The organism is Bradyrhizobium sp. UBA2491 (assembly GCF_002341725.1).
In the GTDB taxonomy this organism is placed as follows: Bacteria; Pseudomonadota; Alphaproteobacteria; order Rhizobiales; family Xanthobacteraceae; genus Bradyrhizobium.
On record NZ_DDOP01000041.1, the window covers coordinates 20,530 to 44,116 of the forward strand.

Consider the following 23,587-nt stretch of genomic DNA (forward strand, 5'->3'; position numbering starts at 1 on the left):
CTTGCGGGAGGACGCAATGCGGTCCCTGATTGGCCTGCTCGCCGCGCTGGTGCTGTGTATGCAGCCGGCGCTTGCCTGGGAGTATTGGGGCGGTGATCGTGGAGGACAACGCTTCTCGCCGTTGACGCAGATCACGCCGGACAATGTCGGCACGCTGGTGCGCGGCTGGGAGTTCCGCACCGGCGATCTCGACGCCCGTCCGCCCGAGGTGATGAAGCGCACCAAGTTCGAGGTGACACCGCTGTTCGTCGAGGACAGCCTGATCTTCTGCACGCCGTTCAACGAGGTGATCGCGCTCGATCCCGGCACCGGGGCGCAGAAGTGGCGTTTCGATCCGAAGATCAATATGGCGCAGCGCCCGGCCAACCGCTTTGTCTGCCGCGGCGTCGCGTACTGGACGGATGATCGCGCGGCCGAAGGCGCGGCCTGCAAGTCACGCATCTTCACCGGCACCAATGACACGCGCCTGATCGCGCTCGATGCCAGAACCGGCAAGCCGTGCACCGATTTCGGCAATGGCGGCGAGATCAAGATCGACGCCGGGATGAAGCTGGAATGGCCGGGCGAGTTCCAGATCACGTCGGCCCCGGTGACGGGCCACGGCGTGGTCGTGGTCGGCTCCGCGATCGGCGACAACCGCAGGGTCGACGCGCCGGTCGGCGCGGTGCGCGCCTACGATGCACGGACCGGTCAGCCGCGCTGGAGCTTCGATCCGCTGGTCCATGACGGCGTCGAGGCCGGCCACAGCAATGTCTGGGCAACGATGTCGGTGGACGAGGCACGGGGCCTGGTGTTCCTGCCGACGACATCGCCCAGTCCGGATTTTTGGGGCGGCAAGCGTCCCGGCAATGACGAGCACGCCAATTCCGTCGTCGCGCTCCGGATCGAGACCGGCGAACTGGTCTGGGCATACCAGACCGTGCATCACGACGTCTGGGACTATGACCTGCCGGCGCAGCCGACGCTGGCGCGGATCGACACCGGCGATGGCCAACGCGACGTCGTGATCCAGCCGACCAAGCAGGGCTTCGTGTTCGTGCTCGATCGCGACACCGGCAAGCCGGTGTGGCCGGTCGAGGAGCGCCCGGTGCCGCAGAACGGCGCCGAGGGCGAGAAGCTGTCGCCGACGCAGCCGTTCCCGACCCATGTGCCGCCGCTGCTGACCCAGCGCATCGGCGCCGATGATGCGTTCCGTATGCCATTCGATATTGATGGCGCCGCTTGCGAGAAGCTGTTCACGCAATCCCGCAATGAGGGCCTCTACACGCCGCCGTCGACGCGCGGCACGATCATTTATCCGATGACCGGCGGCGGCGTGAACTGGGGCAGCGCGGCGTTCGATCCGGTCAACCAGATCGTCTACGCCAATGTCAGCCACGCCGTGCAGATCGTCACATTGATCCCGCGCGACCAAGCCAAAGGCTTCAGCCCGCCGCCGGGCCATGATTTCGGCCAGCAGGAAGGGGCGCCGTTCGCGATGTCGCGGTCGGTTGCGCGGTCGCCGTTCGGATCGCTCTGCAACAAGCCGCCATGGGGCGAGATGGTGGCGCTCGACCTGAAGGCCGGCAAGATCCTCTGGCATTCGACGGTCGGCACCAGTGAGGATCTGGCGCCGCTCGGCATCGCGCTGAACAGCGGCACGCCGCTGGTCAATGGCGTGGCGATCACCGCGGGCGGGCTGGTGTTCACCGGCGCGATGGATGCCTATCTGCGCGCGTTCGATGCCAAGACAGGAAAGCAATTGTGGCTCGGCCGGCTGCCGGTGCCGGGCGTCGCCAATCCGATGACCTATCTGTGGAAGGGCGAGCAGTATGTCGTGATCGGCGCCGGCGGCCATTCCGAGGCCGGCACCTCGATCGGCGACAGCGTGGTGGCGTTTCGCCTGCCGCATCCCGGCGAAGCAGCATCGTTGTGGTCGCGCATGGTCGACCGTCCCGGCGGACGCTTCGCGGTCAAGGTAGTCGAGGCTGCGCTTGCGCTGATCGTGCTGATTGCGTTCATCGTGGTGCTGTGGCGCTGGCGGCGGAGCCGTCGCGCAAACGCCGTGTAGTTCGATCGCACGCCCGTTGATCCGTGTGATTGCGGATCGGCGCGGCGGATTCTCAATCCGTGCAGCGAAACGACGTGCGGGCCGATCCGCGCGATGCCATGCTTGCGCTGCTCGCGACGCTTCGCCTACGAGGTCGCGAGCGGACGCGCCCGGTGTCCGGCGACCTTTTCATTTCAGGTCATTGCCCATGGAGATTGCGATGAAGATCACTGCCTCGATCATGCTTGCCGCCGCGTTGGCACTGTCGTCCGCGCCCGCCAGCGCCACCGTCCTCGATCTCTCGACCATGACCTGCAAGCAGTTCGTCGAAGGCGGCGACGACACCATCAAGATGGTGCTGGTCTGGATGGACGGCTGGTACAAGGGCGATTCCGACGAGGCGATCATCGACACCGACGTGTTCGCCGAGAACGCCAGGAAGTTCGGGGCCTATTGCGGAAAGAACCCGACCATCAGCATTGTCAACGCCGCCGAGGCGGTGCTCGGCAAGTAACCGCTTCACGCCTCTTTCGGATCACGCGCTATCCAGGCAGCATCGCGAACGCGCTCGACACCATCGCCACCGGCTTGTTGTCGGTGGCGGAGAGCAGCGAGACGCGGCCGAAGCTCATGGTGCGGCCGAGCCTGACCACCCGGGCGTCGGCCAGCACGTCTGAGGCGGTGACAGCACGCATGAAATGCGTGGTCTGGTCGACCGTGGTCATCGGGCGATAGCCCTTGTTGGCGGCGAGATTGGCGAGCACCATCGCGGTGTCGGCGAACGCCATCAGCGCCTGGCCGCAGACGATGCCGCCGGTCCGGCACAACCGCTCCGAGAACGGCATGCGCAGGATCGCGCCGGGCTGCCAGTCGGCATCGCCGCCGGCAGGCGGTGCGATGTCGAACTGCTCGATCGACAGGTTGAGGTCCTGCACCCAGGGCGCAAAGACGTCGGCGAGCACGCGCTTCGCCTCGTCGATCCCGAATTCACCGGCCTGCTGCATGACGCTCCGTTTCCTCCGTTGATGTGTTGCTTGTGGTCTATTCTAAAGCGAGATGCGATGAGGTTGAATCGTCATCTCGCTTCAGCCTCTTGTTCGCGCAATGATCTTTTCGGAAAACCGCTTCGCACTTTTCCGGATCATGCTTTAATTGCGCGTGACATGCACGCCCGGCGTCTTGCCGTCGTTCCACTTGCCGCCGATCGCGCGCTCGATCTGGGCGGCGAGCTGGAGCAGCAGCCCGTCATCGGCCTGCTTGCCGATCGCCTGGATGCCGAGCGGCAGGCCCTGCTCATTGGTGGCGAGCGGCAGCGAGATCGCGGGGATGCCGCACAGGTTGGCAAGCGGCGTGAAGGCGAAATTGCGCCAGAGATTGCCGAACCAGTCCAGCACCGATGGATTGTCCGAGATGGTGAGATACTCCGTGGTGCCGACCTTGGGCGTCGGCAGCGCGGTGACCGGGGTCAGGATGATGTCCCAATCCTCGAAGAAGGCGCCGAAGCCGCGCGCGGTGGTATTGAAGACGGCTTGCATGCGCGCACGATCGGCGAAGCTGAAGTGCCGGCCGTGCTCCCAGATCCGGATGTTGATCGGCTCGATCAAATCGGCCGGCGGGCGTGTCAGCCCACGTGCGGCGAGCATGTTGCCGATCACGATGGCGAAATTGCTGATGTAGCAGGTGGTCTGCGCGGCGAAGGCCTCCTGATAGTCGATCGAGGGCAGGGCGTAATCGACCTGATGGCCGAGGCCTTCGAGGAAGCGTCCGACCCGCTCCAGCTCGGTTGCGATGTGCGGCGTTGCGCGGTAGTCGCCCCAGCTGTGCGACAGTGCGATCCTGAGCCGCCCGGGGTCGCGCGCGATCATCGCGGCATACGGTTCCGGCGAGGTCCAGAACGGCATGAACTCGCCGGGCGCGGGTCCGCGGCAGGCATCGACGAACGCCGCGGTGTCGCGCACCGAGCGCGATTGGCAGCCCTGGATCGAGACGAGGCCAGTGAGATCGGACAGATGCGGCGCGAGCGAGAACACGCCACGCGACACTTTCAGCCCGATATTGCCGTTGACGCCGGCCGGAATCCGGATCGAGCCGCCACCGTCGGTGGCATGCGCGATCGGCACCGCGCCGGCCGCGACCATCGCCGCGCTGCCGGCCGACGAGCCGCAGGTGGTGTAGTCGGTGTTCCAGGGATTGCGCGTGACATAGACGGCGGGGTTCTCGGCCGAGCTGCAAACCCCGAACTCCGGCGTGGTGGTGCGCCCGATCAGATTGAGACCGGCCCTGCGCAGCTTCGTCGTCAGGAACGTATCCGCCGTGGCGCGGTTGCCGCGCATCATCAGCGAGCCCATCTCCTGTAGCCGTCCCTTCAAGGTCGGGCCGAGATCCTTCATCAGGAAGGGCAGGCCGGCGAACGGTCCGTCGAGATCGGCGCCGTCGCGCGCGGGATCGGCGATCACGTCGTCGAACAGTTCGACGACGCCCGAGAGCGCGGGATCGACCTTGGCAACCGCGGCGGCGGCCTGCGCCGCCAGCTCCCGGGGCGTCAGCTCGCCGCTCCGGACACGCGCCGCGAGCGCGGTGCCGTCATGCCGCGTCCATTCGTCCCAGCTCATCGCCAAAGTCATTTGATCGATTCCTTTTCTGATTTGTTGCGCAGTGTAATTTGAGCCGCCGTATGGTCAAACCACCGCGCTGCGTCGTCGTTCGATGCGCGCGCTGCGCTGCAAGCGCCGTGCCCGGCTTGAAAATGCCCCAGTTTCGGCGCCCAATCTCCCTCCGGCGTGGTGGGGGCGTACATGTTCCGCAGGTTGGTGGTGCTCGGCGGCGTGATTGCGATCGGGCTTGCGCTTGGTGGTTGCACGCGCTGCGGTCCGATCTGGGACGACTGGGTGCAGTCGCCCAAATCCTGCAAGTCGGACCATCTCTAGGGCAGGGTGCATTTGCTTGGACGCGCTTGGCCAGAGTGCTTGGCGACGACTTTCCTGCGATGATATACCCGCGGACGAAGATGCAAGGAGCGTTCTCATGAGAGTTTTGTGCGCGGTCGCGGTTGCGGTGCTGTTGTCGGCGCCGGCCTATGCGCAGATGCCGAACATCAATCTGATGCCTGAGGTCAAGTCCAAGACCCAGGAGGAGAAGGATCAAGACGCAGCCAATCAGCGCGCCTACAAGGATTCGCTCAGCAAGATTCCCGATGCCAAGACGTCGTCCGATCCGTGGGGGGTCGTGCGCAGCGACGCGCCGAAGGCGGCGGCCCATCCCGCCAAGCCGAAGACCAAGACCGGAAGCACCACGCCGTCCGCAGGCTCCGCGCAGCGCAGCCAGTAGCGCTCGTCCGGGTTCGCCGGTTTCCCGCAGACTCGGATTCTCCCGGCGTCGCCCCTATATTGGAGGCGTCGTCAGTTGGTCCGGAGTTGCGGCAATGGTGCTTCGTCCGCGTGATCTCGCAAGCCGGATGGCCGAGCGGCGGAGGCCGGATGACGGCTATCTGCGCGAGACGTTCAGCCTGCCGCGCGATCAGGCCCGGCTGCGGGCGCGTGATTTCCTCAAGCGCTATCCGAAGGCCGCCTATATGAGCGCCGTCGAGAGCTGGCGCGAACTGCCCGGCGGCGACATCGAGTTCACGATGCGGCGGCTCGCCAGCGCCGACTGACGCATGAGGCCGGCCCGCCGGCGCATCCGAACGTGCCGGACCGACATGCCTCAATCCCCATCGCCACGGCCGCTGGAGCGCGTGCGCTCGAGATTGTTGAGCTCGCGGTCGATCCGCAACTGGACACGGCGGATCGCCAGCAGGTCGAGCTTCGCTTCGGTCTTGCCCATGAAGACCCGGTCGCCGATCTGGAAACGCCATTTCCAGACGCCTGCCACGAACTGCGTGACGCTGAACTCGACGCCCTTGTGAATCATCTGGAACGGTTCCGCGGCTGAAAAGCGGTCGTCGATTCTTAAACTAAAGGTTGTATTAATAATTAGCACTCGTCAAACGGCGATGTGGAATTGCTGCGCCCGTTCGGGCGTCGTTTCAGACGTTGAAAGCAGGTCCGCGCTCCCGGCGCCGCCGGCCAAGCAGGCCAATGTCAAAAACACTGGCGGGACCTGAGTCTTCCCATGAAGGCTACGTAGTTTTTTCAGGCGTCAGGAGAGGTACTAAGGTAGTATGCAAATTGTGCCAAGGCGCTGTCTGGCCTGATCGCACCTACTCTGTAGCTTATTGATTATTAACGGTTATCTTGATCAGACTGGTATCGTCTGGCCCCGGAACTTTGTTCTGGTCCGGAGAACTACGGGATCATCGCTTGCCATGACGAAATGCCGCAAGAGTGCGGTGGGTCGCGCAACGCCAGGGAGCGGCAAGGAGCAGGGCAGCGCTGGTGGATTGGAGGATCAGGACACCGTTCGCCTTGGCGCAACCGGTTCTGATCACCCTATAACGGCCGACGAGTCGCAAGGGACTTCCTTGCCGATCGGTTCGGGGAACGTTGCGGACACGGGGGCTTGAATACGGACAGCACCTTTCTGGCGGTGACGTCCTAGTTAGGACACTCGCGAGAACAAACTAGGACACTTGGGGATCGGTGCTCATGGAGCCACCTTTCCTGACAGCGGTCAGTCGGCAGCTAACGGCAGCTTCCGTGCGGCCTATGTGAATGGCTATCTCTCGGAGCGTAAGCCCGGGTACGCCGGTGAGCGCGATCAGCGCCATGTCATCGTCAGCAGTCCAGTGCTTGGCTCGGTTGATCGGCATGGTCCCCCACGAAGCAACGCCGTCGCCTCATGGTAACCAATGGAAGCGCGAAACGCATTCCCGTGCGATTACGGGATCGGGAACAAGTGGCATAGGCCTATGCAAGCCGGGTCAGTTGTCAGAGCAACTATGCGCGGTACCATTCATGCTCGGGACCACTCACGCGTGGTGCCAAAGGCACCGCTGATCACGGCGCCTTTACGACATCAAAGTCTCAACTTTGGCCCCAGCCTGCCAGGTTCTGGGGCCTTTTTTCTGGTGCTGTCCTAGTTAGAACCTCGCGAGAACAAATTGGGACACCCATAAACCAGTGATGCCCATCACAGTGCATAGGCTCGGCCCGGACATTCCGGCCAAACGATTCAGGAAACTGCGGGATTCGAACTAGGACAGGCGGGGTCAAATACGGACCGCACCCGAATTCTTTAGGAACGATACAGTGAGGGCGTCTATTGCCCTCGCATCACCGCACGGCCCCCGGTATCCATCGGTGATGAGAACGCAAAGACGCGCGCCCGCCTTGCTCCAACAGGAAAGCACAGCGCATGGTCATCAAGCGTCGTCGTTTCAAGCAAACTCAGACCCTTGAAGAACGTCTTGCCGACGAAGCAATGCGCTTGCGCGCGCAGGCGAAGACGTTGCCACCATGCGCCGAAAGAGAGGCGCTTCTAAAGAGGGCTCGTCAGGACGAGACGGCCGCTCACTTGAGCGAATGGTTAAGCTCGCCCGGCCTTCAGTCGCCGACGTGATTGCTTAAGCAGCGGCCAAGTTAATCCGCCACTCTATCCACGCTCGGCGCCCAAAAAAATAGCCCCCGCGAGGGGGCCAGTGGAAGCTAGTCTAGAGAGCCGCGTCACGCGAACGGCTCGACCGGGAAAATCTGAAAATCATCTGAACTGAAACCTGCCCCGGGGCCAAAATTCTATCTCGTCTCGCTAGCGCAGCAATTCCGTAAAATCACGTATGTGAATCTCGTCCCGGTCGTATTCAGCCTAAAGAATGGAATGAGCCGCCCGTCGAAAGAGCGCGTGCGTGAGGTCATCCAGGAGGTCGATGCGCTGGACCTTCCAGATGGCGCTCATTGGGCTTTGATTCATGAAAAGCTTGGCCTCAGCTACGGCGAGGTGTTCGACTACATCGTGGAAGACCCGGCGTTTTCGGCGCCGAGCCGCGCCCGTCTGCTCATCGCCAGCAAGGGCAGGAGCTGGCGTGCACTTGGATTGTCTGCCTCCCGGGCTAGCGCAGACATCGCCTGACCGGCGGGGAACGTCTGCACTTGACCTGTTGCGCCGCAGCGCCGCATTAGGCCGAAAAAATTTGCGCGGCCCTCTTGAAACTTTTTCCGACCCTACAAATTCTATCGGCGTCGCCACCACGGCGATCGGGACGCCGTACAGGGTCCCGCCACTTGAGACGGGCACCGGTCGTGTCCGGTGCCGCTCGTAACCATTTTGCTCCCAGGAGGATCTGGCTATGCGCACTGTAGATTTTTCGCCCCTGTTCCGGTCGGCCATCGGATTCGACCGTCTTTTCGACCTCGCCGAAGCCGCTCAGCGTGTGGGCGAGGAAAGCTATCCCCCCTACAATATCGAACGTCTCGACGAGAACCGCTTCCAGATCTCGGTCGCGCTTGCCGGGTTCAAACCGGACGAAGTTGAATTGACGGTCGAGCAGAACGTCCTCACGCTGGAGGGCCGCAAGAGCGAAAAGGAAGAGCGGACCTTCCTGCATCGCGGCATCTCGGCCCGCAACTTCAAGCGTCAGTTCACGCTCGCGGACCACGTCGAGGTCAAGGCCGCCCGCTTCGAGAACGGCCTGCTCATCGTTGACCTGATGCGTGAGATTCCCGAGGCGAAGAAGCCGCGCCGGATCGCGATCGGCGGCACTGCGCCGAGCAACGTGACGCAGATCGAATCCAAAGCGGCCTGATCGCACAACAACGGCTAGGTATCGACCGCGCGGGATTCCCCGCGCGGCTTCTCCTCAACGCGTCTCAGAAATGGAGGCAGCCATGCGGCCGACGACCGCAATTGACGACAATGTATTCGATTTCGATTATCGACTTCATCCCAGCACCAGATTCGAACGCCCGCGAGACGTGATCGCTCATCCGGGTCTTAGCCTTGGAGAGAAACGCGCGATCCTGGCGTCATGGGCATCGGATGCCTCTGCAATCGCGTCCTGCCCCTCGCTGCGGGCGCCCGAAGGATTGAAGGCCCCGGTCACCATCGATGAGATTCTCGACGCGCTCTGTGCGCTCGATGGTGGTCCCCGACACCCGCCGGGCGGCAAACCGATGCGGCGTCGGTCGGCCGAGCGGCGCGCTGCGGCCTGAAGCGGGGTGACGATGATGTTCGATGAAAACTTGGCGCGTATCCGTACGCACCGCAACAACATCCACCGCTATCGCGGATTGCTCAGGACTAACTTGTCTGATCTCGAGCGAAACTTCATCGATAGGCGGATGGCCGACGAGCAGGCCGCGCTCGATGCTCTGATGGCCGAGACATTCCCGGCGATATTCCCCCTTCCCAAAGATTCATCGTCGGCTCCTCAAGCATGGTGACGTCGTCATGAGCGGCATTCAAGACTTGCTAATTCGCGGTAGCGAGAAGGTTATCGGCCACTATCGCCTGCTGCTGGCGAGCGCGAAGAATGAGGAGGAACGCGAACTTTACAGAAGTCGAATCGAGCGTGAGCAACGGCTGCTGGACCAACTGCGCCGCGGCTTCCCGGAAAGGGTTGCGGCGTGACCTGTGGGGTGGGCGACGGCCGCTTCGCGGTGTCCGATATCCTGCTGAAGCGGCGCGGACGAAGCAGGTGGAAATGGTCTGTTCGTACGGCCGACGTACTTGCCGTCATGTGCGGCTCGGAATGCAGTCATGAAGACGATGCGGGAGCATTTGGCTTCAGTGACATCGGTCAGGAAGTTGAGCGATGGGTACGACGACTTCGGGAGGAAACTCGACCGGATTCATCCTCGCTATAACGAGACGTTGCAGGTGCCATTCATCGATGCAGAGGCCGCCTACTGAGGCGGCCTTACTGAAAATCTCTAGTCGAGAACACTTGGCCGCACTCACACTGGAATGTCAGAACGTGACCGCTTGATCCGGGCACGGCACGTTCTTTGCCCACGAGCCTCATTTTTTGCGAGCAAGCCGGACAGGGGAACGCGCTCATTTCCCACTGCTCATCCTCTTGGTCGTCACGCTTAGTCAATCCGGCATGCCGGGCGTATCGGGATGCAACTCGCGCTTTTTGCCTTGCAGATCGGCCAGCAATTTGGTGATGCCATCCAGTGCCTGCTGGTCGAGGACTTTTGTGGAAAGCCGCGTGTAGTGCGCAATCCTACGATCGAACTCGATGCACTTTTCACACATGGCCGTCGTTGCCCATGGGTACCTAGAACCCCTGCGCCCTAACTAACATAGGTTAGCGGCGTTCCTAAGTGCGTACGGGGCCAGCAAGAAACTTATATGTGGGCACCATTGCGGAGTTCCAGGTTTCCAGTGTCGTCCCACAGAAAGAGCATTCGAAGCTCGCGGCCTGCCGTTCAGGGATCGGTGTTTCAGTGCGCTCGTAAACTGCTCCGCACTGACAAGTTCGGTAGTGAGATTCCATTCGCGCTTATGAACTTGAAAACCATAACAGGCGAATAACACCAACGAGATCGGTGGCTAAACGATTTACGACACTAGCGGATTCGAATTAGGACCCTCGGCGGGGTCAAATACGGACAGCGCCTTTCCGGCGGTACTGGCCGAAATAGGCACTCGCCAAAGCAAAACGGGCCAGTCTGTAGCATGTACAATGGAACTGGCGGGTATAAATGGAGAGGCCGCCAACAGAGGCGGCCTTTGTCAGGTCTGTGATTGAAGGCTGGGAGCGCGCAACCATTCGGTCATGCGAGCCCCGGCTTCAGCTTGGCGAGCTAGCTTCAATAAAGCTTCTTTCTCGATACCTGGAGGGAGCGCTGCGGCCTGTTGGCGTAGCTGTCTTGTGCGCTCTAAAAGTCTTTCTTCAAGTGAGTTTGTCTGCTTCACGCGGCGACGTTTCGGACCCATTTCCCTTTCCCTCATTCGGTTCCCTGCCCGGAACGGGGAGCATAATCGTCAGGTGAGGGTAAGGTTCCACGGAAGCGCTTTAAGCTAAGAAGAAATCGAGCCATAAAAATCGAAGTGCCCAGAACGTGGGATATGGCCGCTCAGTAAGACTACTGAGAACACCAGCTAACCCATGGTTGATGCGCGGTTAAGTCCAAACCAGGCCAACATAATTTTCAAAACGGGCCGCGGGGGATGGAAGCAGGCCAGCACCTTTCCGGCGAAAAGAACATATTGCGAACATAGAACAAACGTGGTACGAGATTCCTATCAACAACGCATTCCACCTGATCGCATCCGCCCCGTTTGTCCCGCTAGCGAATCCTCGCCATAAGGAGCACATCCCAAATGTCCGCCACTGCACTGCGTATCGTCGAAGGATCCTCCATGGACAAGTCCAAGGCCCTCTCAGCCGCGCTCTCCCAGATCGAGCGTCAGTTCGGCAAGGGCTCGGTGATGAAGCTCGGCAAGAACGACCGTTCGATGGATGTCGAGACGGTGTCGTCGGGGTCGCTCGGGCTCGATATCGCGCTCGGCGTCGGCGGCCTGCCGAAGGGCCGCATCGTCGAGATCTACGGGCCGGAATCGTCGGGCAAGACCACGCTGGCGCTGCATACGGTGGCGGAAGGCCAGAAGAAGGGCGGCATCTGCGCCTTCATCGACGCCGAGCACGCGCTCGATCCGGTCTATGCCCGCAAGCTCGGCGTCAACATCGACGAGCTGCTGATCTCGCAGCCGGACACCGGCGAGCAGGCGCTGGAAATCTGCGACACGCTGGTGCGCTCGGGAGCAGTCGACGTGCTGGTGGTCGATTCGGTCGCCGCGCTGGTGCCGAAGGCCGAGCTCGAGGGCGAGATGGGCGATGCGCTGCCGGGCTTGCAGGCGCGCCTGATGAGCCAGGCGCTGCGCAAGCTCACCGCCTCGATCAACAAGTCGAACACGATGGTGATCTTCATCAACCAGATCCGCATGAAGATCGGCGTGATGTATGGTTCGCCGGAAACCACCACCGGCGGCAATGCGCTGAAATTCTATGCGTCGGTCCGCCTCGACATCCGCCGCATCGGCGCGATCAAGGAGCGCGACGAGGTGGTCGGCAACACCACCCGCGTCAAGGTGGTGAAGAACAAGCTGGCGCCGCCCTTCAAGCAGGTCGAGTTCGACATCATGTATGGCGAGGGCGTCTCCAAGATGGGCGAGATACTCGACCTCGGCGTCAAGGCCGGCCTCGTCGAGAAGTCCGGCGCCTGGTTCTCCTATGACAGCCAGCGGCTCGGCCAGGGGCGCGAGAATTCCAAGGCGTTCCTGCGCGCCAACCCCGATATCACCAGCAAGATCGAAGCCGCGATCCGGCAGAACTCCGGCCTGATCTCCGAGCAGATCCTCGCCGGCACGCCCGAGCGCGACGCCGACGGCGAGGAGCCGACGGAGGAGTAAGGCTCAATCATTTCGCTGCAAGCGGGCGCTGAGGACGTTGAGTTGCCGACGTCTTCGGCGCCCGTTTTGTTTTGCGTTCGGCGAGGTTGGATGATGAAGCGTTTGATTCTGACTGGTTCCGGTATCCGTCTCGCGCGCTCGGGTCTGGCAGAGGCGGTCATTGAATTTCGCTTTCGCTTCGTTTGGGGGCCGTTGCCCCCGGTAGAAGAGTTCGAAGATTATTTTGGCGCGCGTTCCGGACAGGGCCCGGGTCGTCATTGGTCGGATTGGTGTTCATGGCGATTGTTCTCCGATGAAGTCCGGGCTCGCAGGCACCTTTCGCTCGTCGAGTATTGCGAACCGTATGACGTGATCGAGCTCTGGTTCGAACAGTATCCGAACGATCAGCTGCAACTGGTCTTCCTTCTGGCTTTCTTCAGATATCATCCCGAGACAGCGGCCAGGTTGAAGTTGCGTCTTGTTGATTTCGATCTGACGATGCCGGTTGAAGAAATGCCCGAACCAGAGGATGTGTTGACGGTCGACGTCGGCCCGGTCGAACTCAATATCGGAAGTGCGACCTGGTCGGCTTATCGCGCAGCCACCCCAATGCCTTTTCTGGATTGCTTGCAGAGCGACCTTAGCTCACTGCCATTTCTGAGGTCGGCGCAGCTTGCCTTGGTTGCAGAATTGCCCTCCCGCGCGACGGGGCTTGGCGCAACTGAAATGCGACTTCTCGAGCTGATCGCACGTTACGACGGCTTTTCAGCGCTTGGACTCCTTCATCGATTCTGGCACCCCGGAAATGTGTTCGGGGAACTCGAACTTTTCTCATTGCTCGACGGCCTCGCGGATGGTCCGTCGCCTGCGGTGACCGATCTCGAACGACCGCAGAGCAAAAGGAGCTGGCACGCGCGCTACGCTGCAAGCTATCCGCGGCTGACCGAGTTCGGCGAAGCGATCATCGCGCACCAGGAAGACTTCAGCAGCCATAACCCGATCGATCGCTGGTGGGGCGGCACGCACCTCACCAACGACAATCTCTGGCGCATTGCTCCGACGCTGACCAGACCGTAGTCAACTCAGCCCGCCGGCAGCGCCTTTTCCCGGCTCGCAATCAGCGCCCGCAGATCGTCCGTGACGGCGACCGATTGATGGGTCGTCTGGTCGGTCGCGACCCAGATGATCTCGCCGGTGGCGCGCAGATCGTTGGAGCCCTTGGCGAAGATCGCGAGCGCCAGGTTGATCGAGGAGCGGCCGATCCGCGCGACGCGGACGCAGACCTCGATGTCCTCGTCGAACCGGATTGGCGCCTTGTACTCGACCACCGACTTCACGGTGTGGAAGTCGATGCCGGTCCGCTTGACCTCGCCGAGATAGTCGTAGCCGAGCGCGCGGAAGTATTCCGTGATCGCGGTGTCGAAATAGGTCAAATAGTGGGCGTTGAACACCACGGCCTGCGCGTCGACCTCCGAATAGCGGACGCGAAACGGGAAGTGAAACCAGAATTCCTCGCGCATGTTCCTCCTGCGGCGGCGTTGGTCCCGCGCATTCAGCGATAGCCGAATTGCGGGATCGTAGCATGGGGAAAGCCAGCAGGTGCACGCACGCGCGGTCCGGTTGGCTCTACCCGTCCTACCCACCGGATCTAGTGCCGGTGGATGACCAGTCGCCCCAATCCCTACGGTGCATGGGGTTGTTTTCGATGCTTTGAACCGGACCTCGCAGCAACCATGCCCGCTTGATGGTTGCTACGACATTCCACGACGGAGCCCGCGTTACTCCGCGGCCTCCGCGTAATCCTCGATCGGCGGGCAGGAGCACACCAGGTTGCGATCGCCGTAGACATTGTCGACGCGGCCGACCGGGCTCCAGTATTTGTCGGACCGCGAGACGCCTGCCGGGAAGCAGCCCTCGGTGCGGGTGTAGGCCCGGTCCCACACATCGTCGGCGATGTCGTGCACGGTGTGCGGGGCGTGGCGCAGCGGCGACGCCTCGACCTTCCAGCGGCCGCTCTCGATCTCCGCGATCTCCTTGCGGATTGCGATCATCGCATCGCAGAAGCGGTCGATCTCGAATTTCGATTCCGATTCCGTCGGCTCGATCATCAGCGTGCCCGCCACCGGGAAGCTCATGGTCGGCGCATGGAAGCCGTAGTCGATCAGCCGCTTGGCGATGTCGTCGACGGTGACGCCGTTGGTCGTCTTCAGCGGCCGCGGATCGACGATGCATTCATGCGCGACGCGGCCGCGCTCGTTGCGGTACAGCACCGGGAAATGCGGTTGCAGCCTTGCTGCGATGTAGTTCGCATTGAGGATCGCCACTTCGGTGGCGCGCGTCAGCCCTTCGCCGCCCATCATCAGGATGTAGATGTAGGAGATGGTCAGGATCGACGCCGAGCCGAACGGCGCGGCCGAGACCGGGCCGACGGCATGCGCTGTCGCGCCGTCGGTCGCCGGATGGCCCGGCAGGTAGGGCGCAAGATGCGCCTTGACGCCGATCGGGCCCATGCCGGGGCCGCCGCCGCCATGCGGGATGCAGAAGGTCTTGTGCAGGTTGAGATGGCTGACATCGGCGCCGTAGTCGCCGGGACGCGACAGGCCGACCTGCGCATTCATGTTGGCGCCGTCGAGATAGACCTGTCCGCCATGGGCATGCACGATGTCGCAGATCTCGCGGATGTGCTCCTCGAACACGCCGTGGGTCGACGGATAGGTGATCATCACGGCGGCCAGGTTGGCCGAATGCTTCTCCGCCTTGGCGCGGAGATCGCCGACATCGACGTCGCCGCGCGCGTCGCAGGCGACCACCACGACGTCCATGCCGACCATCGCAGCGGAGGCCGGGTTGGTGCCGTGCGCGGAGGAGGGGATCAGGCACACCTTGCGATGCGGCTCGCCGCGCGCGAGATGGTAGCCACGAATGGCCAAAAGCCCGGCATATTCGCCCTGCGCGCCGGAGTTCGGTTGCAGCGACACCGCGTCATAGCCGGTGATGTCGCACAGCCACTGCTCCAGCCGCTTGAACAGCGAATGATAGCCCTTGGCCTGATCCGCGGGCGCGAACGGGTGCAGATTGCCGAACGCGGGCCAGGTCAGCGGGATCATCTCGGTGGTGGCGTTGAGCTTCATGGTGCAGGAGCCGAGCGGGATCATGGCGCGGTCGAGCGCGAGGTCGCGATCGCTGAGCTTGCGCATGTAGCGCAGCAGCTCGGTCTCCGAACGATGGCTGTTGAACACCGGATGGGTGAGGAAGGCGCTGCTGCGCCGCAGCTCCTTGGGCAGTGCCTCGCGGGCGGCGGCCTCGATCTCGGCAAAGCTGAGTTTGCCGCCGAACGCCCGCCACACCGCCTCGACGGTTTCTGCCGTGGTGGTCTCGTCGAGCGCGATGCCGAGCGTGGTCGCACCGATCCGCAGATTGATCCGCTCCGCCTGGGCGCGCGTGACGATCTCGATCTGCTTCGCGCTGGCCTCGACGGTCACGGTGTCGAAGAACGCTTCGCTGGTCGGCGCAAAGCCGAGCTTGCGCAGCCCCGCGGCGAGCACGGTGGCGCGACGATGCACGCTGCGTGCGATATGCGTCAGGCCCTCGGGCCCGTGATAGACCGCATACATCGAGGCGATCACCGCGAGCAGCACCTGCGCGGTGCAGATGTTGGAGGTCGCCTTCTCGCGGCGGATGTGCTGCTCGCGGGTCTGCAATGCCAGCCGATAGGCCGGCGCGCCGCGCGAATCCACCGACAGGCCAACGATGCGGCCGGGCAGCGAGCGCTTCAGCGCGTCACGCACCGCCATGTAGGCGGCGTGCGGTCCGCCGTAGCCCATCGGGACGCCGAACCGTTGCGCCGATCCGATCGCGATGTCGGCGCCGAGCTCGCCGGGCGAAGCGAGCAGGGTGAGCGACAGCAGGTCCGCGGCCACGATCGCAAGCGCGCCCTTGGCGCGCAGCGATGCGATCGCCGGGCGGAGGTCGCGCACCGCGCCCGATGTGCCCGGATATTGCAGCAGCGCGCCGAGCACGTCGGCCTTGTCGAGCTCGGTCAGGGGATCGCCGACCACCAGCGCCCAGCCCAGCGGGGCGGCGCGCGTGCGCATCACGGCGAGCGTCTGCGGATGCACCTCCTTGTCGACGAAGAATACCTTCGCCTTGACCTGCGAGTGGCGCTCGGCGAGCGCCATCGCTTCCGCTGCCGCCGTCGCTTCATCGAGCAGCGAGGCGTTGGCGACGTCGAGCCCGGTGAGGTCGCAGATCATGGTCTGGAAGTTGAACAGGGCTTCGAGCCGGCCCTGGCTGATCTCCGGCTGATACGGCGTGTACGCCGTGTACCAGGCCGGGTTCTCCAGGATGTTGCGCTGGATCACCGGAGGCAGGATGGTGCCGGAATAGCCCTGGCCGATCAGCGACGTGAAGGTCTGGTTCTGCGCGGCGAGCTCGCTCATATGCGCGAGCGCCTCGGTCTCGCTCAACGCGCGGCCGAGATCGAGCGGCGCCTTCTGCCGGATCGAGGCTGGCAGCGTCTCGTTCATCAGCGCCTGCAAGCTCGCGGCGCCGACCGTCTCCAGCATCGCGTTGATGTCGCGCGGCGATGGTCCGATGTGTCGGCGGACGAAATCGGTGGCGGCTTCGTTGATCGGCTTGAAAGGCGCGTTCATGGCGTGGTCCTCATTGTCAGCCGTCATACTCCGCGAATGCGGGGTATCCAGTACGCCGGGACGTCAGCGATTAAGCTGAAGGGGCGCGGCGTACTGGATCGCCCGGTCCAAGTGCGCAATTACGCACAAGGCCGGACGATGACAGTGAGTGTGTGGTCGCAATCTGTTTCATTCTCTCAGGCGGTGTGGGCGGCGTAGGCGGCCTCGTCCATCAGGCCACCGAGTTCGCTCTTGTCAGCGATCTTCAGCTTGAAGAACCAGGCCTTACCGCCGGCATCCGAATTGACCAGGGCAGGCTCGGCGGCCAGCGCCTCGTTGACCTCGATCACCTCGCCGGTGATCGGCGCGTAGACGTCGGAGGCGGCCTTGACGGATTCGACGACGGCGGCGGCCTCGGCCTTCTTCAGGCTGCGGCCGACCTTGGGCAGTTCGACGAACACGACGTCGCCGAGCTGCGACTGCGCGTAGTCGGTGATCCCGATCGTGGCGACGTCGCCCTCGATGCGGAGCCATTCGTGGTCGGACGTGTACAGCGTCGTCATGGAGATCCTCTGGCGTTTAGCGTTTGTAGGTGTTGGGGACGAAGGGCGTGGCGGCGACCTTGAGCGGCAGCCGCTGGCCGCGCACTTCGGCGAAAACAATGGTGTCCAGCGCGGACAGGGCGGTGGGCAGATAGCCCATCGCAACCGGCGCATTGAGGCTCGGGCCGAAGCCACCCGAGGTCACCTTGCCGATTGGCTCGGTCGAGGTCGGGTCGGCGAACAGCAAGGCGCCTTCGCGCACTGGCGCGCGGCCCTCCGGCCTGAGGCCGACGCGGCGGCGCGATGCGCCTTGTGCGAATTGGCTTAGGATCTTGTCGGCGCCGGGGAAGCCACCGGCGCGGGCGCTGCCGCCGCGGCGGACTTTCTGCACCGACCATTCCAGCGCGCCTTCGACCGGCGTGGTCGTGGTGTCGATGTCGTGGCCGTAGAGGCAGAGCCCGGCCTCGAGCCGCAGGCTGTCGCGGGCGCCAAGCCCGATCGGCAGCACGTCGGGATTGTCGAGCAGCGCGGTAACCAGGGCTTCGGCTTTGTCGGCGGGCACGGAGATTTCAAAGCCGTCCTCGCCGGTATAGCCGGAGCGGGAGACGAAACAATCGATGTCGGCGACGCGGCGGGGGCCGGCGTCCATGAATTTCATCGAACTGACATCTGCACAAAGTTTCGCCAGTGCCGATTCGGCCTTCGGACCTTGCAGCGCGATCAGCGCGCGGTCAGCCAGCGACACGATCTCGCAGACATCGGAGAGATGCGCGCGCAGATGCGCCTCGTCCTCTGCCTTGCAGGCGGCATTGACCACCAGGAACAAATGATCGCCGAAATTCGCGACCATCAGGTCGTCGAGCAGGCCGCCGTCGTGATTGGTGAATTGCGCGTAGCGCTGCCGTCCCGGCGCGATGCCGACAATGTCCTGCGGCACCAGTTTTTCCAGCGCCAGCGCGGCGTCGCCGACCTTGCCGGATCTGGCCTTCAGCACGAGCTGTCCCATGTGGGAGACGTCGAACAGGCCGGCATCCTTGCGGGTGTGCAGATGCTCCTTCAGCACGCCGGCCGTGTATTGCACCGGCATGTCGTAGCCGGCGAACGGCACCATCTTGGCGCCGCGTGCCAGATGCAGCGCGTGCAGCGGGGTCTGTTTCAGCGGGGAAGTTTCGCGCACAAGCATCACAGGGCCCTCGCGGTTCCCGCGGGGACCCATTTCCCCTTGAGAAACCAGCAGAAAGCCCCATCTGTCGCTGTGCCTGAGAGTATTATCCCGTCGGCGGACGCATCGGGGAGAACCCCAGCGCCTCTTTCCAGATGTCAGACGTCACGCGGTCCTTTTGCCTGAGAGTTTCCGGGGCGGTTGCTCCTTCGGCGCCGGCGGTAAGGCCGGTCTCTCCCGACGTGACGGGTTAGAGGTAGGTAGAAAACACGGCGCCACCAAGACTGTCAACGCAGCTGCAACAACTATCCAATGGGCTTTGTGCTGTCGCGGCAAGCCCATGATCCGCCTGCACAGTTTCTGGACACCGCAGCTGGCAATGTCTAAAAGCGTTCGGCCGGAAAATGACGCCTCTTTGCGGCTGGCCGGCCCCTTTTTCCGATTGGATGAACATGAGCAGCGTCAACGACATCAGGTCGACATTTCTGAACTTCTTCAAGGAGAACGGCCACGAGATCGTGGCGTCGTCGCCGCTGGTTCCGCGCAACGACCCGACCCTGATGTTCACCAATGCCGGCATGGTGCAGTTCAAGAACGTCTTCACCGGCGTCGAGAAGCGCGGCTATCAGCGCGCCACGACGTCGCAGAAATGCGTACGTGCCGGCGGCAAGCACAACGATCTCGACAATGTCGGCTACACCGCGCGCCATCTCACCTTCTTCGAGATGCTCGGCAACTTCTCGTTCGGCGATTACTTCAAGGAGCGCGCGATCGAACTCGCCTGGAACCTGATCACCAAGGATTTCGGGCTCAAGAAAGACAAGCTGCTCGTCACCGTCTACCACACCGACGACGAGGCGGCCGGCTACTGGAAGAAGATCGCGGGCTTCTCGGACGACCGCATCATCCGCATCGCGACCTCGGACAATTTCTGGGCGATGGGCGACACCGGCCCGTGCGGTCCGTGCTCCGAGATTTTCATCGACCGCGGTGAGCACATCTGGGGCGGACCTCCGGGCAGCCCGGAGGAGGACGGCGATCGCTTCCTCGAATTCTGGAACCTGGTGTTCATGCAGTACGAGCAGGTGACGAAGGAGGAGCGCGTGGCGCTGCCGCGTCCCTCGATCGACACCGGCATGGGGCTGGAGCGCATGGCCTGCATCCTGCAGGGCGTCGAGAGTGTGTTCGAGACCGATCTGTTCCGCCATTTGATCGACGCGACCGCGTCGGCCCTCGGCCATGGGCCGAACGAGCAGAACGTGGCGTCGTACCGGGTGATCGCCGACCATCTGCGCTCGTCGGCGTTCCTGATCGCCGACGGCGTGCTGCCGTCGAACGAGGGCCGCGGCTACGTGCTGCGCCGGATCATGCGCCGCGCGATGCGCCATGCGCAGTTGCTCGGCGCAAGCGAGCCGCTGATGCATCGCCTGGTCTGGGCGCTGGTCCGCGAGATGGGCCAGGCCTATCCCGACCTGGTGCGCGCGGAGAAGCTGATCGAGGAAACGCTGCAACTGGAGGAGACGCGCTTCCGCAAGACGCTGGTGCGCGGTCTTTCGATTCTGGATGAGAAGAGCGCCGGCCTCAAGAAGGGCGATATGTTCGACGGCGACACCGCGTTCACGCTGTACGACACCTACGGCTTCCCGCTCGACCTGACGCAGGACGCGCTGAAGTCGCGCGGCATCAGCGTCGACCAGGCATCATTCACCGACGCGATGAACCGCCAGCGCGAGAAGGCGCGCGCCTCCTGGGCAGGCTCCGGTGAGGCGGCGACCGAGGCGATCTGGTTCCCGTTGCGCGAGAAGCTCGGCGCGACCGAATTCCTCGGCTACGAGACCGAGAGCGCGGAAGGCGTGGTGACGGCGCTGGTCAAGGACGGCGCCGAGGTCGATGGCCTCAAGGCCGGCGAGAGCGGCGCGATCGTGCTGAACCAGACCCCGTTCTACGCCGAGTCGGGTGGCCAGGTCGGCGATATCGGCGTGCTGACGGGCGAGGGTGTCAAATTCCGCGTCACCGACATGCAGAAGAAGGCCGGCGATCTGTTCGTGCATGTCGGTACCGTGGAGCAGGGCACGCTGAACGTCGGCACCGCTCTGCAACTCGAGGTCGATCACGCCAGGCGTTCGTCGATCCGCGCCAATCACTCGGCGACCCATCTGCTGCACGAGGCGCTGCGCCAGGTGCTCGGCGATCACATCGCACAGCGCGGCTCGCTGGTCGCGCCCGATCGCCTGCGGTTCGATTTCGTGCATCCGAAGCCGATCACGGCGGAAGAGCTCGCCCGGGTCGAGGACATCGCCAACGACGTCGTGCTGGAGAATGACGAGGTCACCACCCGCATCATGGGTGTCGACGACGCCCGCGAGGCCGGGGCGCGCGCGCTGTTCGGCGAAAAATATGGCGACGAGGTCCGCGTCGTCTCGATGGGCAAGAGCGCCCGCGAGCACGGCCAGAATGCACTTGGCTGGTCGGTCGAACTGTGCGGCGGCACCCATGTCCGCCGCACCGGCGACATCGGCCTGATCTCGGTGACCAGCGAGAGCGCGGTGGCGTCCGGCGTCCGCCGCATCGAGGCACTGACCGGGCGCCACGCGCGCAAGCACGCCAACGATACGATGGTGCTGGCCAAGACCGCGGCGCAGGAGCTGCGCACCACGGTGGAGGACGTGCCGGCGCGCATCGCCGCGCTGATGGAGGAACGCAAGAAGCTCGAGCGCGACCTCTCGGATGCCCGCAAGAAGCTCGCGATGGGCGGCGGCGGTGCATCGAACGGCGCCGCCTCCGGCGTTCGCGAGGTCGGCAATGTCAAGCTGCTCGCGCGCGCGGTCGAGGGCGTCGAGACCAAGGATCTGAAGAGCCTGGTCGATGACGGCAAGAAGCAGATCGGCTCCGGCGTGGTCGCGATCGTCGGCGTCACCGAGGACGGCAAGGCCGGCATCGTGGTGGGCGTCACAGCGGACCTGACCTCGCGCTTCAATGCGGTCGAACTGGTGCGCAAGGGCTCCGAGGTGCTCGGCGGCAAGGGCGGCGGCGGCCGGCCCGACATGGCGCAGGCCGGCGGCCCCGACGGCGCCAAGGCCGATGCCGCGCTGTCGGCGATCGAGCAAGCGATGGCTGGCGCCTGATCGGCGCTGACCTCAGTCCTTGCGAAGGAAGACGTAATCGGCCGAGTAGGGCGCGCTCCTCAGCGCGCCCGCTTTGTCGCAGGCGCCGCTGAGCTCGCCGCCCGCGGTGTTGATCCGCTGCACGGTCGAGATGCCGGTGAGCACGCCTTCGCCGCGACGGGAGATCACCGCAAGCTTCAGCCAGGGAATGTCGGAGGGCGCCACACCCGGCGCTGTACCGGTGGTGCGTCCGGTGATGGCGCTGCCGTCGACATGCTCCCAGTTCGGTCCGGCATAGTGCCGTCCGATGGTTCGGCCGTCGGCGATCAGGGTCGCGATCGGTTCGCGAAACGACCAGGCGAGCTTGCCGTCGGTGACCGGCTTGCACTCATAGACTTGCAGGCCTTCGGCGTGGACTGACAGCACTGCGGTCTCGCCCGGCGCCGCCACGGCGTCGGGCAGGGTATCGGCGGCCCAGGCCGCCGATCCCGTTGCGAGCAACGAGGCGATCGTCACGGCTTTGAGTAGGGCCATGGTCACGCTCGTCGAGATCGTCCGGAAACGGCGGGCTTAGCCGGCCATCGCCTTCACGAGGTTGTCGGATACCTTGTCGAGGAATCCGGTGGTCGAGAGCCAGCGCTGGTCGGCGCCGACCAGGAGCGCGAGGTCCTTGGTCATGTAGCCCTCTTCGACGGTCGAGACGCAGACCTTCTCCAGCGTGGTCGCGAATTTGGCGAGTTCCGGATTGTTGTCGAGCTTGGCGCGGTGGGCGAGACCACGGGTCCAGGCGAAGATCGACGCGATCGAATTGGTCGAGGTCTCCTTGCCCTTCTGGTGCTCGCGGTAGTGTCGGGTCACCGTGCCGTGCGCGGCTTCGGCTTCCACCGTCTTGCCGTCCGGGGTGAGCAGCACCGAGGTCATCAGGCCGAGCGAGCCGTAGCCCTGGGCCACAGTGTCGGACTGCACGTCGCCGTCGTAGTTCTTGCAGGCCCAGACATAGCCGCCGGACCATTTCAACGCCGAGGCGACCATGTCGTCGATCAGGCGGTGCTCGTAGGTCAGGCCCTTGGCCTCGAATTCCTTCTTGAATTCGCGGTCGTAGACGTCCTGGAAGATGTCCTTGAAGCGGCCGTCATAGACCTTGAGGATGGTGTTCTTGGTCGAGAGATAGACCGGGTAGTTGCGCAGCAGGCCGTAGTTCAGCGATGCGCGGGCGAAATCGATGATGGAGTCGTCGAGATTGTACATCTCCATCGCGACGCCGGCGCCGGGCGCCTTGAACACTTCGCGCTCGATCACGGTGCCGTCCTCGCCGACGAACTTCAGCGACAGCGTGCCCTTGCCCGGGAACTTGATGTCGGTGGCGCGGTACTGGTCGCCATAGGCGTGGCGGCCGATGATGATCGGCTTGGTCCAGCCGGGAACCAGGCGCGGCACGTTCTTGCAGATGATCGGCTCGCGGAAGATCACGCCGCCGAGGATGTTGCGGATGGTGCCGTTCGGCGACTTCCACATCTGCTTCAGGCCGAACTCCTTCACCCGGGCCTCGTCGGGGGTGATGGTGGCGCATTTGACGCCGACGCCGACCTTCTTGATGGCTTCGGCGGCGTCGATGGTGACCTGGTCGTTGGTCTCATCGCGGTATTCCATGCCCAGATCGAAGTAGAGCAGTTCGACATCCAGGAACGGGTTGATCAGCTTGTCCTTGATGTACTGCCAGATGATCCGGGTCATCTCGTCGCCATCGAGCTCGACGACGGGATTGGATACCTTGATTTTTGCCATGACGGAGAGGCCCTCTTGGGAACAGCGCGCTTTTGACGGCGGGATGGTGGAATACGCCTGCGCTA

At 63.6% G+C, this 23,587-nt stretch carries 24 protein-coding genes and 1 riboswitch; of the genes, 14 read left to right on the plus strand and 10 right to left on the minus strand.

Features of this window, described 5'->3' with window-relative positions:
- Positions 1 to 16: 16 nt before the first annotated feature.
- Complete coding sequence (locus B2W55_RS12880; protein ID WP_024580908.1) at positions 17 to 2,050, plus strand: pyrroloquinoline quinone-dependent dehydrogenase; 2,034 nt, start codon at positions 17 to 19, stop codon at positions 2,048 to 2,050.
- Between the two features lie 199 nt (positions 2,051 to 2,249).
- Positions 2,250 to 2,543, plus strand: a complete 294-nt coding sequence (locus B2W55_RS12885) for an HdeA/HdeB family chaperone (RefSeq protein WP_024580907.1) — start codon at positions 2,250 to 2,252, stop codon at positions 2,541 to 2,543.
- A gap of 28 nt (positions 2,544 to 2,571) precedes the next feature.
- Here the strand turns inward: B2W55_RS12885 and B2W55_RS12890 are convergent, their stop codons facing one another.
- Positions 2,572 to 3,033, minus strand: coding sequence for a PaaI family thioesterase (locus B2W55_RS12890; RefSeq protein ID WP_024580906.1), 462 nt, complete (start codon positions 3,031 to 3,033; stop codon positions 2,572 to 2,574).
- A gap of 144 nt (positions 3,034 to 3,177) precedes the next feature.
- Complete coding sequence (locus B2W55_RS12895) at positions 3,178 to 4,653, minus strand: amidase (protein ID WP_024580905.1); 1,476 nt, start codon at positions 4,651 to 4,653, stop codon at positions 3,178 to 3,180.
- 171 nt (positions 4,654 to 4,824) lie between these two features.
- On the opposite strand from B2W55_RS12895, the gene B2W55_RS12900 reads away from it, so the two are divergent.
- From B2W55_RS12900 to B2W55_RS12910, 3 genes are all read left to right on the plus strand, one after another.
- Positions 4,825 to 4,956 (plus strand): hypothetical protein, encoded by a 132-nt coding sequence (locus B2W55_RS12900; RefSeq protein WP_024580904.1) that lies wholly within the window; start codon positions 4,825 to 4,827, stop codon positions 4,954 to 4,956.
- A gap of 97 nt (positions 4,957 to 5,053) precedes the next feature.
- The gene (locus B2W55_RS12905) at positions 5,054 to 5,356 is read left to right on the plus strand and encodes a hypothetical protein (RefSeq protein ID WP_024580903.1); all 303 of its coding nucleotides are present in this window, start codon (positions 5,054 to 5,056) and stop codon (positions 5,354 to 5,356) included.
- Positions 5,357 to 5,450: 94 nt separating this feature from the next.
- Complete coding sequence (locus B2W55_RS12910) at positions 5,451 to 5,681, plus strand: hypothetical protein (RefSeq protein ID WP_024580902.1); 231 nt, start codon at positions 5,451 to 5,453, stop codon at positions 5,679 to 5,681.
- 50 nt (positions 5,682 to 5,731) lie between these two features.
- Here the strand turns inward: B2W55_RS12910 and B2W55_RS12915 are convergent, their stop codons facing one another.
- Positions 5,732 to 5,938: a hypothetical protein gene (locus B2W55_RS12915; RefSeq protein ID WP_024580901.1), complete on the minus strand. Its 207-nt coding sequence runs from the start codon at positions 5,936 to 5,938 to the stop codon at positions 5,732 to 5,734.
- A 1,383-nt stretch (positions 5,939 to 7,321) separates the two neighbouring features.
- Here B2W55_RS12915 and B2W55_RS12920 point away from each other — a divergent pair.
- From B2W55_RS12920 to B2W55_RS12945, 6 genes are all read left to right on the plus strand, one after another.
- Positions 7,322 to 7,525, plus strand: a complete 204-nt coding sequence (locus B2W55_RS12920) for a hypothetical protein (protein WP_080890989.1) — start codon at positions 7,322 to 7,324, stop codon at positions 7,523 to 7,525.
- Positions 7,526 to 7,780: 255 nt separating this feature from the next.
- The gene (locus B2W55_RS12925; RefSeq protein ID WP_024580900.1) at positions 7,781 to 8,032 is read left to right on the plus strand and encodes a hypothetical protein; all 252 of its coding nucleotides are present in this window, start codon (positions 7,781 to 7,783) and stop codon (positions 8,030 to 8,032) included.
- A gap of 217 nt (positions 8,033 to 8,249) precedes the next feature.
- The gene (locus B2W55_RS12930) at positions 8,250 to 8,705 is read left to right on the plus strand and encodes an Hsp20 family protein (protein ID WP_024580899.1); all 456 of its coding nucleotides are present in this window, start codon (positions 8,250 to 8,252) and stop codon (positions 8,703 to 8,705) included.
- A gap of 82 nt (positions 8,706 to 8,787) precedes the next feature.
- Positions 8,788 to 9,111, plus strand: coding sequence for a hypothetical protein (locus B2W55_RS12935; protein ID WP_024580898.1), 324 nt, complete (start codon positions 8,788 to 8,790; stop codon positions 9,109 to 9,111).
- 15 nt (positions 9,112 to 9,126) lie between these two features.
- Positions 9,127 to 9,342, plus strand: coding sequence for a hypothetical protein (locus B2W55_RS12940; RefSeq protein ID WP_024580897.1), 216 nt, complete (start codon positions 9,127 to 9,129; stop codon positions 9,340 to 9,342).
- 7 nt (positions 9,343 to 9,349) lie between these two features.
- Positions 9,350 to 9,529, plus strand: a complete 180-nt coding sequence (locus B2W55_RS12945; protein WP_024580896.1) for a hypothetical protein — start codon at positions 9,350 to 9,352, stop codon at positions 9,527 to 9,529.
- A 465-nt stretch (positions 9,530 to 9,994) separates the two neighbouring features.
- Here the strand turns inward: B2W55_RS12945 and B2W55_RS12950 are convergent, their stop codons facing one another.
- Positions 9,995 to 10,159 carry a hypothetical protein gene (locus B2W55_RS12950; protein WP_168200244.1) on the minus strand — a complete coding sequence of 55 codons (165 nt, stop codon included), beginning with the start codon at positions 10,157 to 10,159 and terminating at the stop codon, positions 9,995 to 9,997.
- A 1,071-nt stretch (positions 10,160 to 11,230) separates the two neighbouring features.
- On the opposite strand from B2W55_RS12950, the gene recA reads away from it, so the two are divergent.
- Positions 11,231 to 12,319, plus strand: a complete 1,089-nt coding sequence (recA, locus tag B2W55_RS12960) for a recombinase RecA (RefSeq protein WP_024580895.1) — start codon at positions 11,231 to 11,233, stop codon at positions 12,317 to 12,319.
- A gap of 93 nt (positions 12,320 to 12,412) precedes the next feature.
- A complete protein-coding gene (locus B2W55_RS12965; RefSeq protein WP_024580894.1) occupies positions 12,413 to 13,375 on the plus strand; it encodes a hypothetical protein in 963 nt (320 codons plus the stop codon).
- A 5-nt stretch (positions 13,376 to 13,380) separates the two neighbouring features.
- Here the strand turns inward: B2W55_RS12965 and B2W55_RS12970 are convergent, their stop codons facing one another.
- The 4 genes from B2W55_RS12970 to gcvT all read right to left on the minus strand — a co-directional run bounded on the left by B2W55_RS12970 (position 13,381) and on the right by gcvT (position 18,654).
- Entirely contained in the window at positions 13,381 to 13,818 is a 438-nt protein-coding gene (locus B2W55_RS12970) for an acyl-CoA thioesterase (protein ID WP_024580893.1), read from the minus strand.
- 258 nt (positions 13,819 to 14,076) lie between these two features.
- Positions 14,077 to 16,950 (minus strand): aminomethyl-transferring glycine dehydrogenase, encoded by a 2,874-nt coding sequence (gene gcvP / locus B2W55_RS12975; protein ID WP_024580892.1) that lies wholly within the window; start codon positions 16,948 to 16,950, stop codon positions 14,077 to 14,079.
- 176 nt (positions 16,951 to 17,126) lie between these two features.
- Positions 17,127 to 17,492 carry a glycine cleavage system protein GcvH gene (gene gcvH / locus B2W55_RS12980; RefSeq protein ID WP_024580891.1) on the minus strand — a complete coding sequence of 122 codons (366 nt, stop codon included), beginning with the start codon at positions 17,490 to 17,492 and terminating at the stop codon, positions 17,127 to 17,129.
- A gap of 16 nt (positions 17,493 to 17,508) precedes the next feature.
- Positions 17,509 to 18,654, minus strand: a complete 1,146-nt coding sequence (gcvT, locus tag B2W55_RS12985) for a glycine cleavage system aminomethyltransferase GcvT (protein WP_024580890.1) — start codon at positions 18,652 to 18,654, stop codon at positions 17,509 to 17,511.
- A gap of 139 nt (positions 18,655 to 18,793) precedes the next feature.
- Positions 18,794 to 18,884: riboswitch (glycine riboswitch) on the minus strand.
- 201 nt (positions 18,885 to 19,085) lie between these two features.
- Between gcvT and alaS the strand changes: the two genes are divergently transcribed.
- Entirely contained in the window at positions 19,086 to 21,758 is a 2,673-nt protein-coding gene (gene alaS, locus B2W55_RS12990; RefSeq protein WP_024580889.1) for an alanine--tRNA ligase, read from the plus strand.
- A gap of 12 nt (positions 21,759 to 21,770) precedes the next feature.
- Here alaS and B2W55_RS12995 read toward each other — a convergent pair whose 3' ends face one another.
- On the minus strand, positions 21,771 to 22,271 hold the full coding sequence (locus tag B2W55_RS12995; protein ID WP_024580888.1) for a DUF3455 domain-containing protein: 501 nt from the start codon (positions 22,269 to 22,271) through the stop codon (positions 21,771 to 21,773).
- A gap of 36 nt (positions 22,272 to 22,307) precedes the next feature.
- Positions 22,308 to 23,522: an NADP-dependent isocitrate dehydrogenase gene (locus B2W55_RS13000; RefSeq protein WP_024580887.1), complete on the minus strand. Its 1,215-nt coding sequence runs from the start codon at positions 23,520 to 23,522 to the stop codon at positions 22,308 to 22,310.
- Between the last annotated feature and the right edge of the window lie 65 nt (positions 23,523 to 23,587).

Coding starts and splice junctions, on each gene's coding strand:
- B2W55_RS12965 (WP_024580894.1), top strand. CDS start 12,413: ATGAAGCGTTTGATTCTGACTGGTTCCGGTATCCGTCTCGCGCGCTCG.
- B2W55_RS12910 (WP_024580902.1), top strand. CDS start 5,451: ATGGTGCTTCGTCCGCGTGATCTCGCAAGCCGGATGGCCGAGCGGCGG.
- B2W55_RS12890 (WP_024580906.1), bottom strand. CDS start 3,033: ATGCAGCAGGCCGGTGAATTCGGGATCGACGAGGCGAAGCGCGTGCTC.
- B2W55_RS12920 (WP_080890989.1), top strand. CDS start 7,322: ATGGTCATCAAGCGTCGTCGTTTCAAGCAAACTCAGACCCTTGAAGAA.
- B2W55_RS12885 (WP_024580907.1), top strand. CDS start 2,250: ATGAAGATCACTGCCTCGATCATGCTTGCCGCCGCGTTGGCACTGTCG.
- B2W55_RS12895 (WP_024580905.1), bottom strand. CDS start 4,653: ATGACTTTGGCGATGAGCTGGGACGAATGGACGCGGCATGACGGCACC.
- recA (WP_024580895.1), top strand. CDS start 11,231: ATGTCCGCCACTGCACTGCGTATCGTCGAAGGATCCTCCATGGACAAG.
- gcvH (WP_024580891.1), bottom strand. CDS start 17,492: ATGACGACGCTGTACACGTCCGACCACGAATGGCTCCGCATCGAGGGC.
- B2W55_RS12940 (WP_024580897.1), top strand. CDS start 9,127: ATGTTCGATGAAAACTTGGCGCGTATCCGTACGCACCGCAACAACATC.
- B2W55_RS12995 (WP_024580888.1), bottom strand. CDS start 22,271: ATGGCCCTACTCAAAGCCGTGACGATCGCCTCGTTGCTCGCAACGGGA.
- B2W55_RS13000 (WP_024580887.1), bottom strand. CDS start 23,522: ATGGCAAAAATCAAGGTATCCAATCCCGTCGTCGAGCTCGATGGCGAC.
- B2W55_RS12880 (WP_024580908.1), top strand. CDS start 17: ATGCGGTCCCTGATTGGCCTGCTCGCCGCGCTGGTGCTGTGTATGCAG.
- B2W55_RS12935 (WP_024580898.1), top strand. CDS start 8,788: ATGCGGCCGACGACCGCAATTGACGACAATGTATTCGATTTCGATTAT.
- B2W55_RS12970 (WP_024580893.1), bottom strand. CDS start 13,818: ATGCGCGAGGAATTCTGGTTTCACTTCCCGTTTCGCGTCCGCTATTCG.
- B2W55_RS12900 (WP_024580904.1), top strand. CDS start 4,825: ATGTTCCGCAGGTTGGTGGTGCTCGGCGGCGTGATTGCGATCGGGCTT.
- gcvP (WP_024580892.1), bottom strand. CDS start 16,950: ATGAACGCGCCTTTCAAGCCGATCAACGAAGCCGCCACCGATTTCGTC.
- gcvT (WP_024580890.1), bottom strand. CDS start 18,654: ATGCTTGTGCGCGAAACTTCCCCGCTGAAACAGACCCCGCTGCACGCG.
- B2W55_RS12930 (WP_024580899.1), top strand. CDS start 8,250: ATGCGCACTGTAGATTTTTCGCCCCTGTTCCGGTCGGCCATCGGATTC.
- B2W55_RS12905 (WP_024580903.1), top strand. CDS start 5,054: ATGAGAGTTTTGTGCGCGGTCGCGGTTGCGGTGCTGTTGTCGGCGCCG.
- B2W55_RS12915 (WP_024580901.1), bottom strand. CDS start 5,938: ATGATTCACAAGGGCGTCGAGTTCAGCGTCACGCAGTTCGTGGCAGGC.
- B2W55_RS12945 (WP_024580896.1), top strand. CDS start 9,350: ATGAGCGGCATTCAAGACTTGCTAATTCGCGGTAGCGAGAAGGTTATC.
- B2W55_RS12950 (WP_168200244.1), bottom strand. CDS start 10,159: ATGTGTGAAAAGTGCATCGAGTTCGATCGTAGGATTGCGCACTACACG.
- alaS (WP_024580889.1), top strand. CDS start 19,086: ATGAGCAGCGTCAACGACATCAGGTCGACATTTCTGAACTTCTTCAAG.
- B2W55_RS12925 (WP_024580900.1), top strand. CDS start 7,781: ATGAGCCGCCCGTCGAAAGAGCGCGTGCGTGAGGTCATCCAGGAGGTC.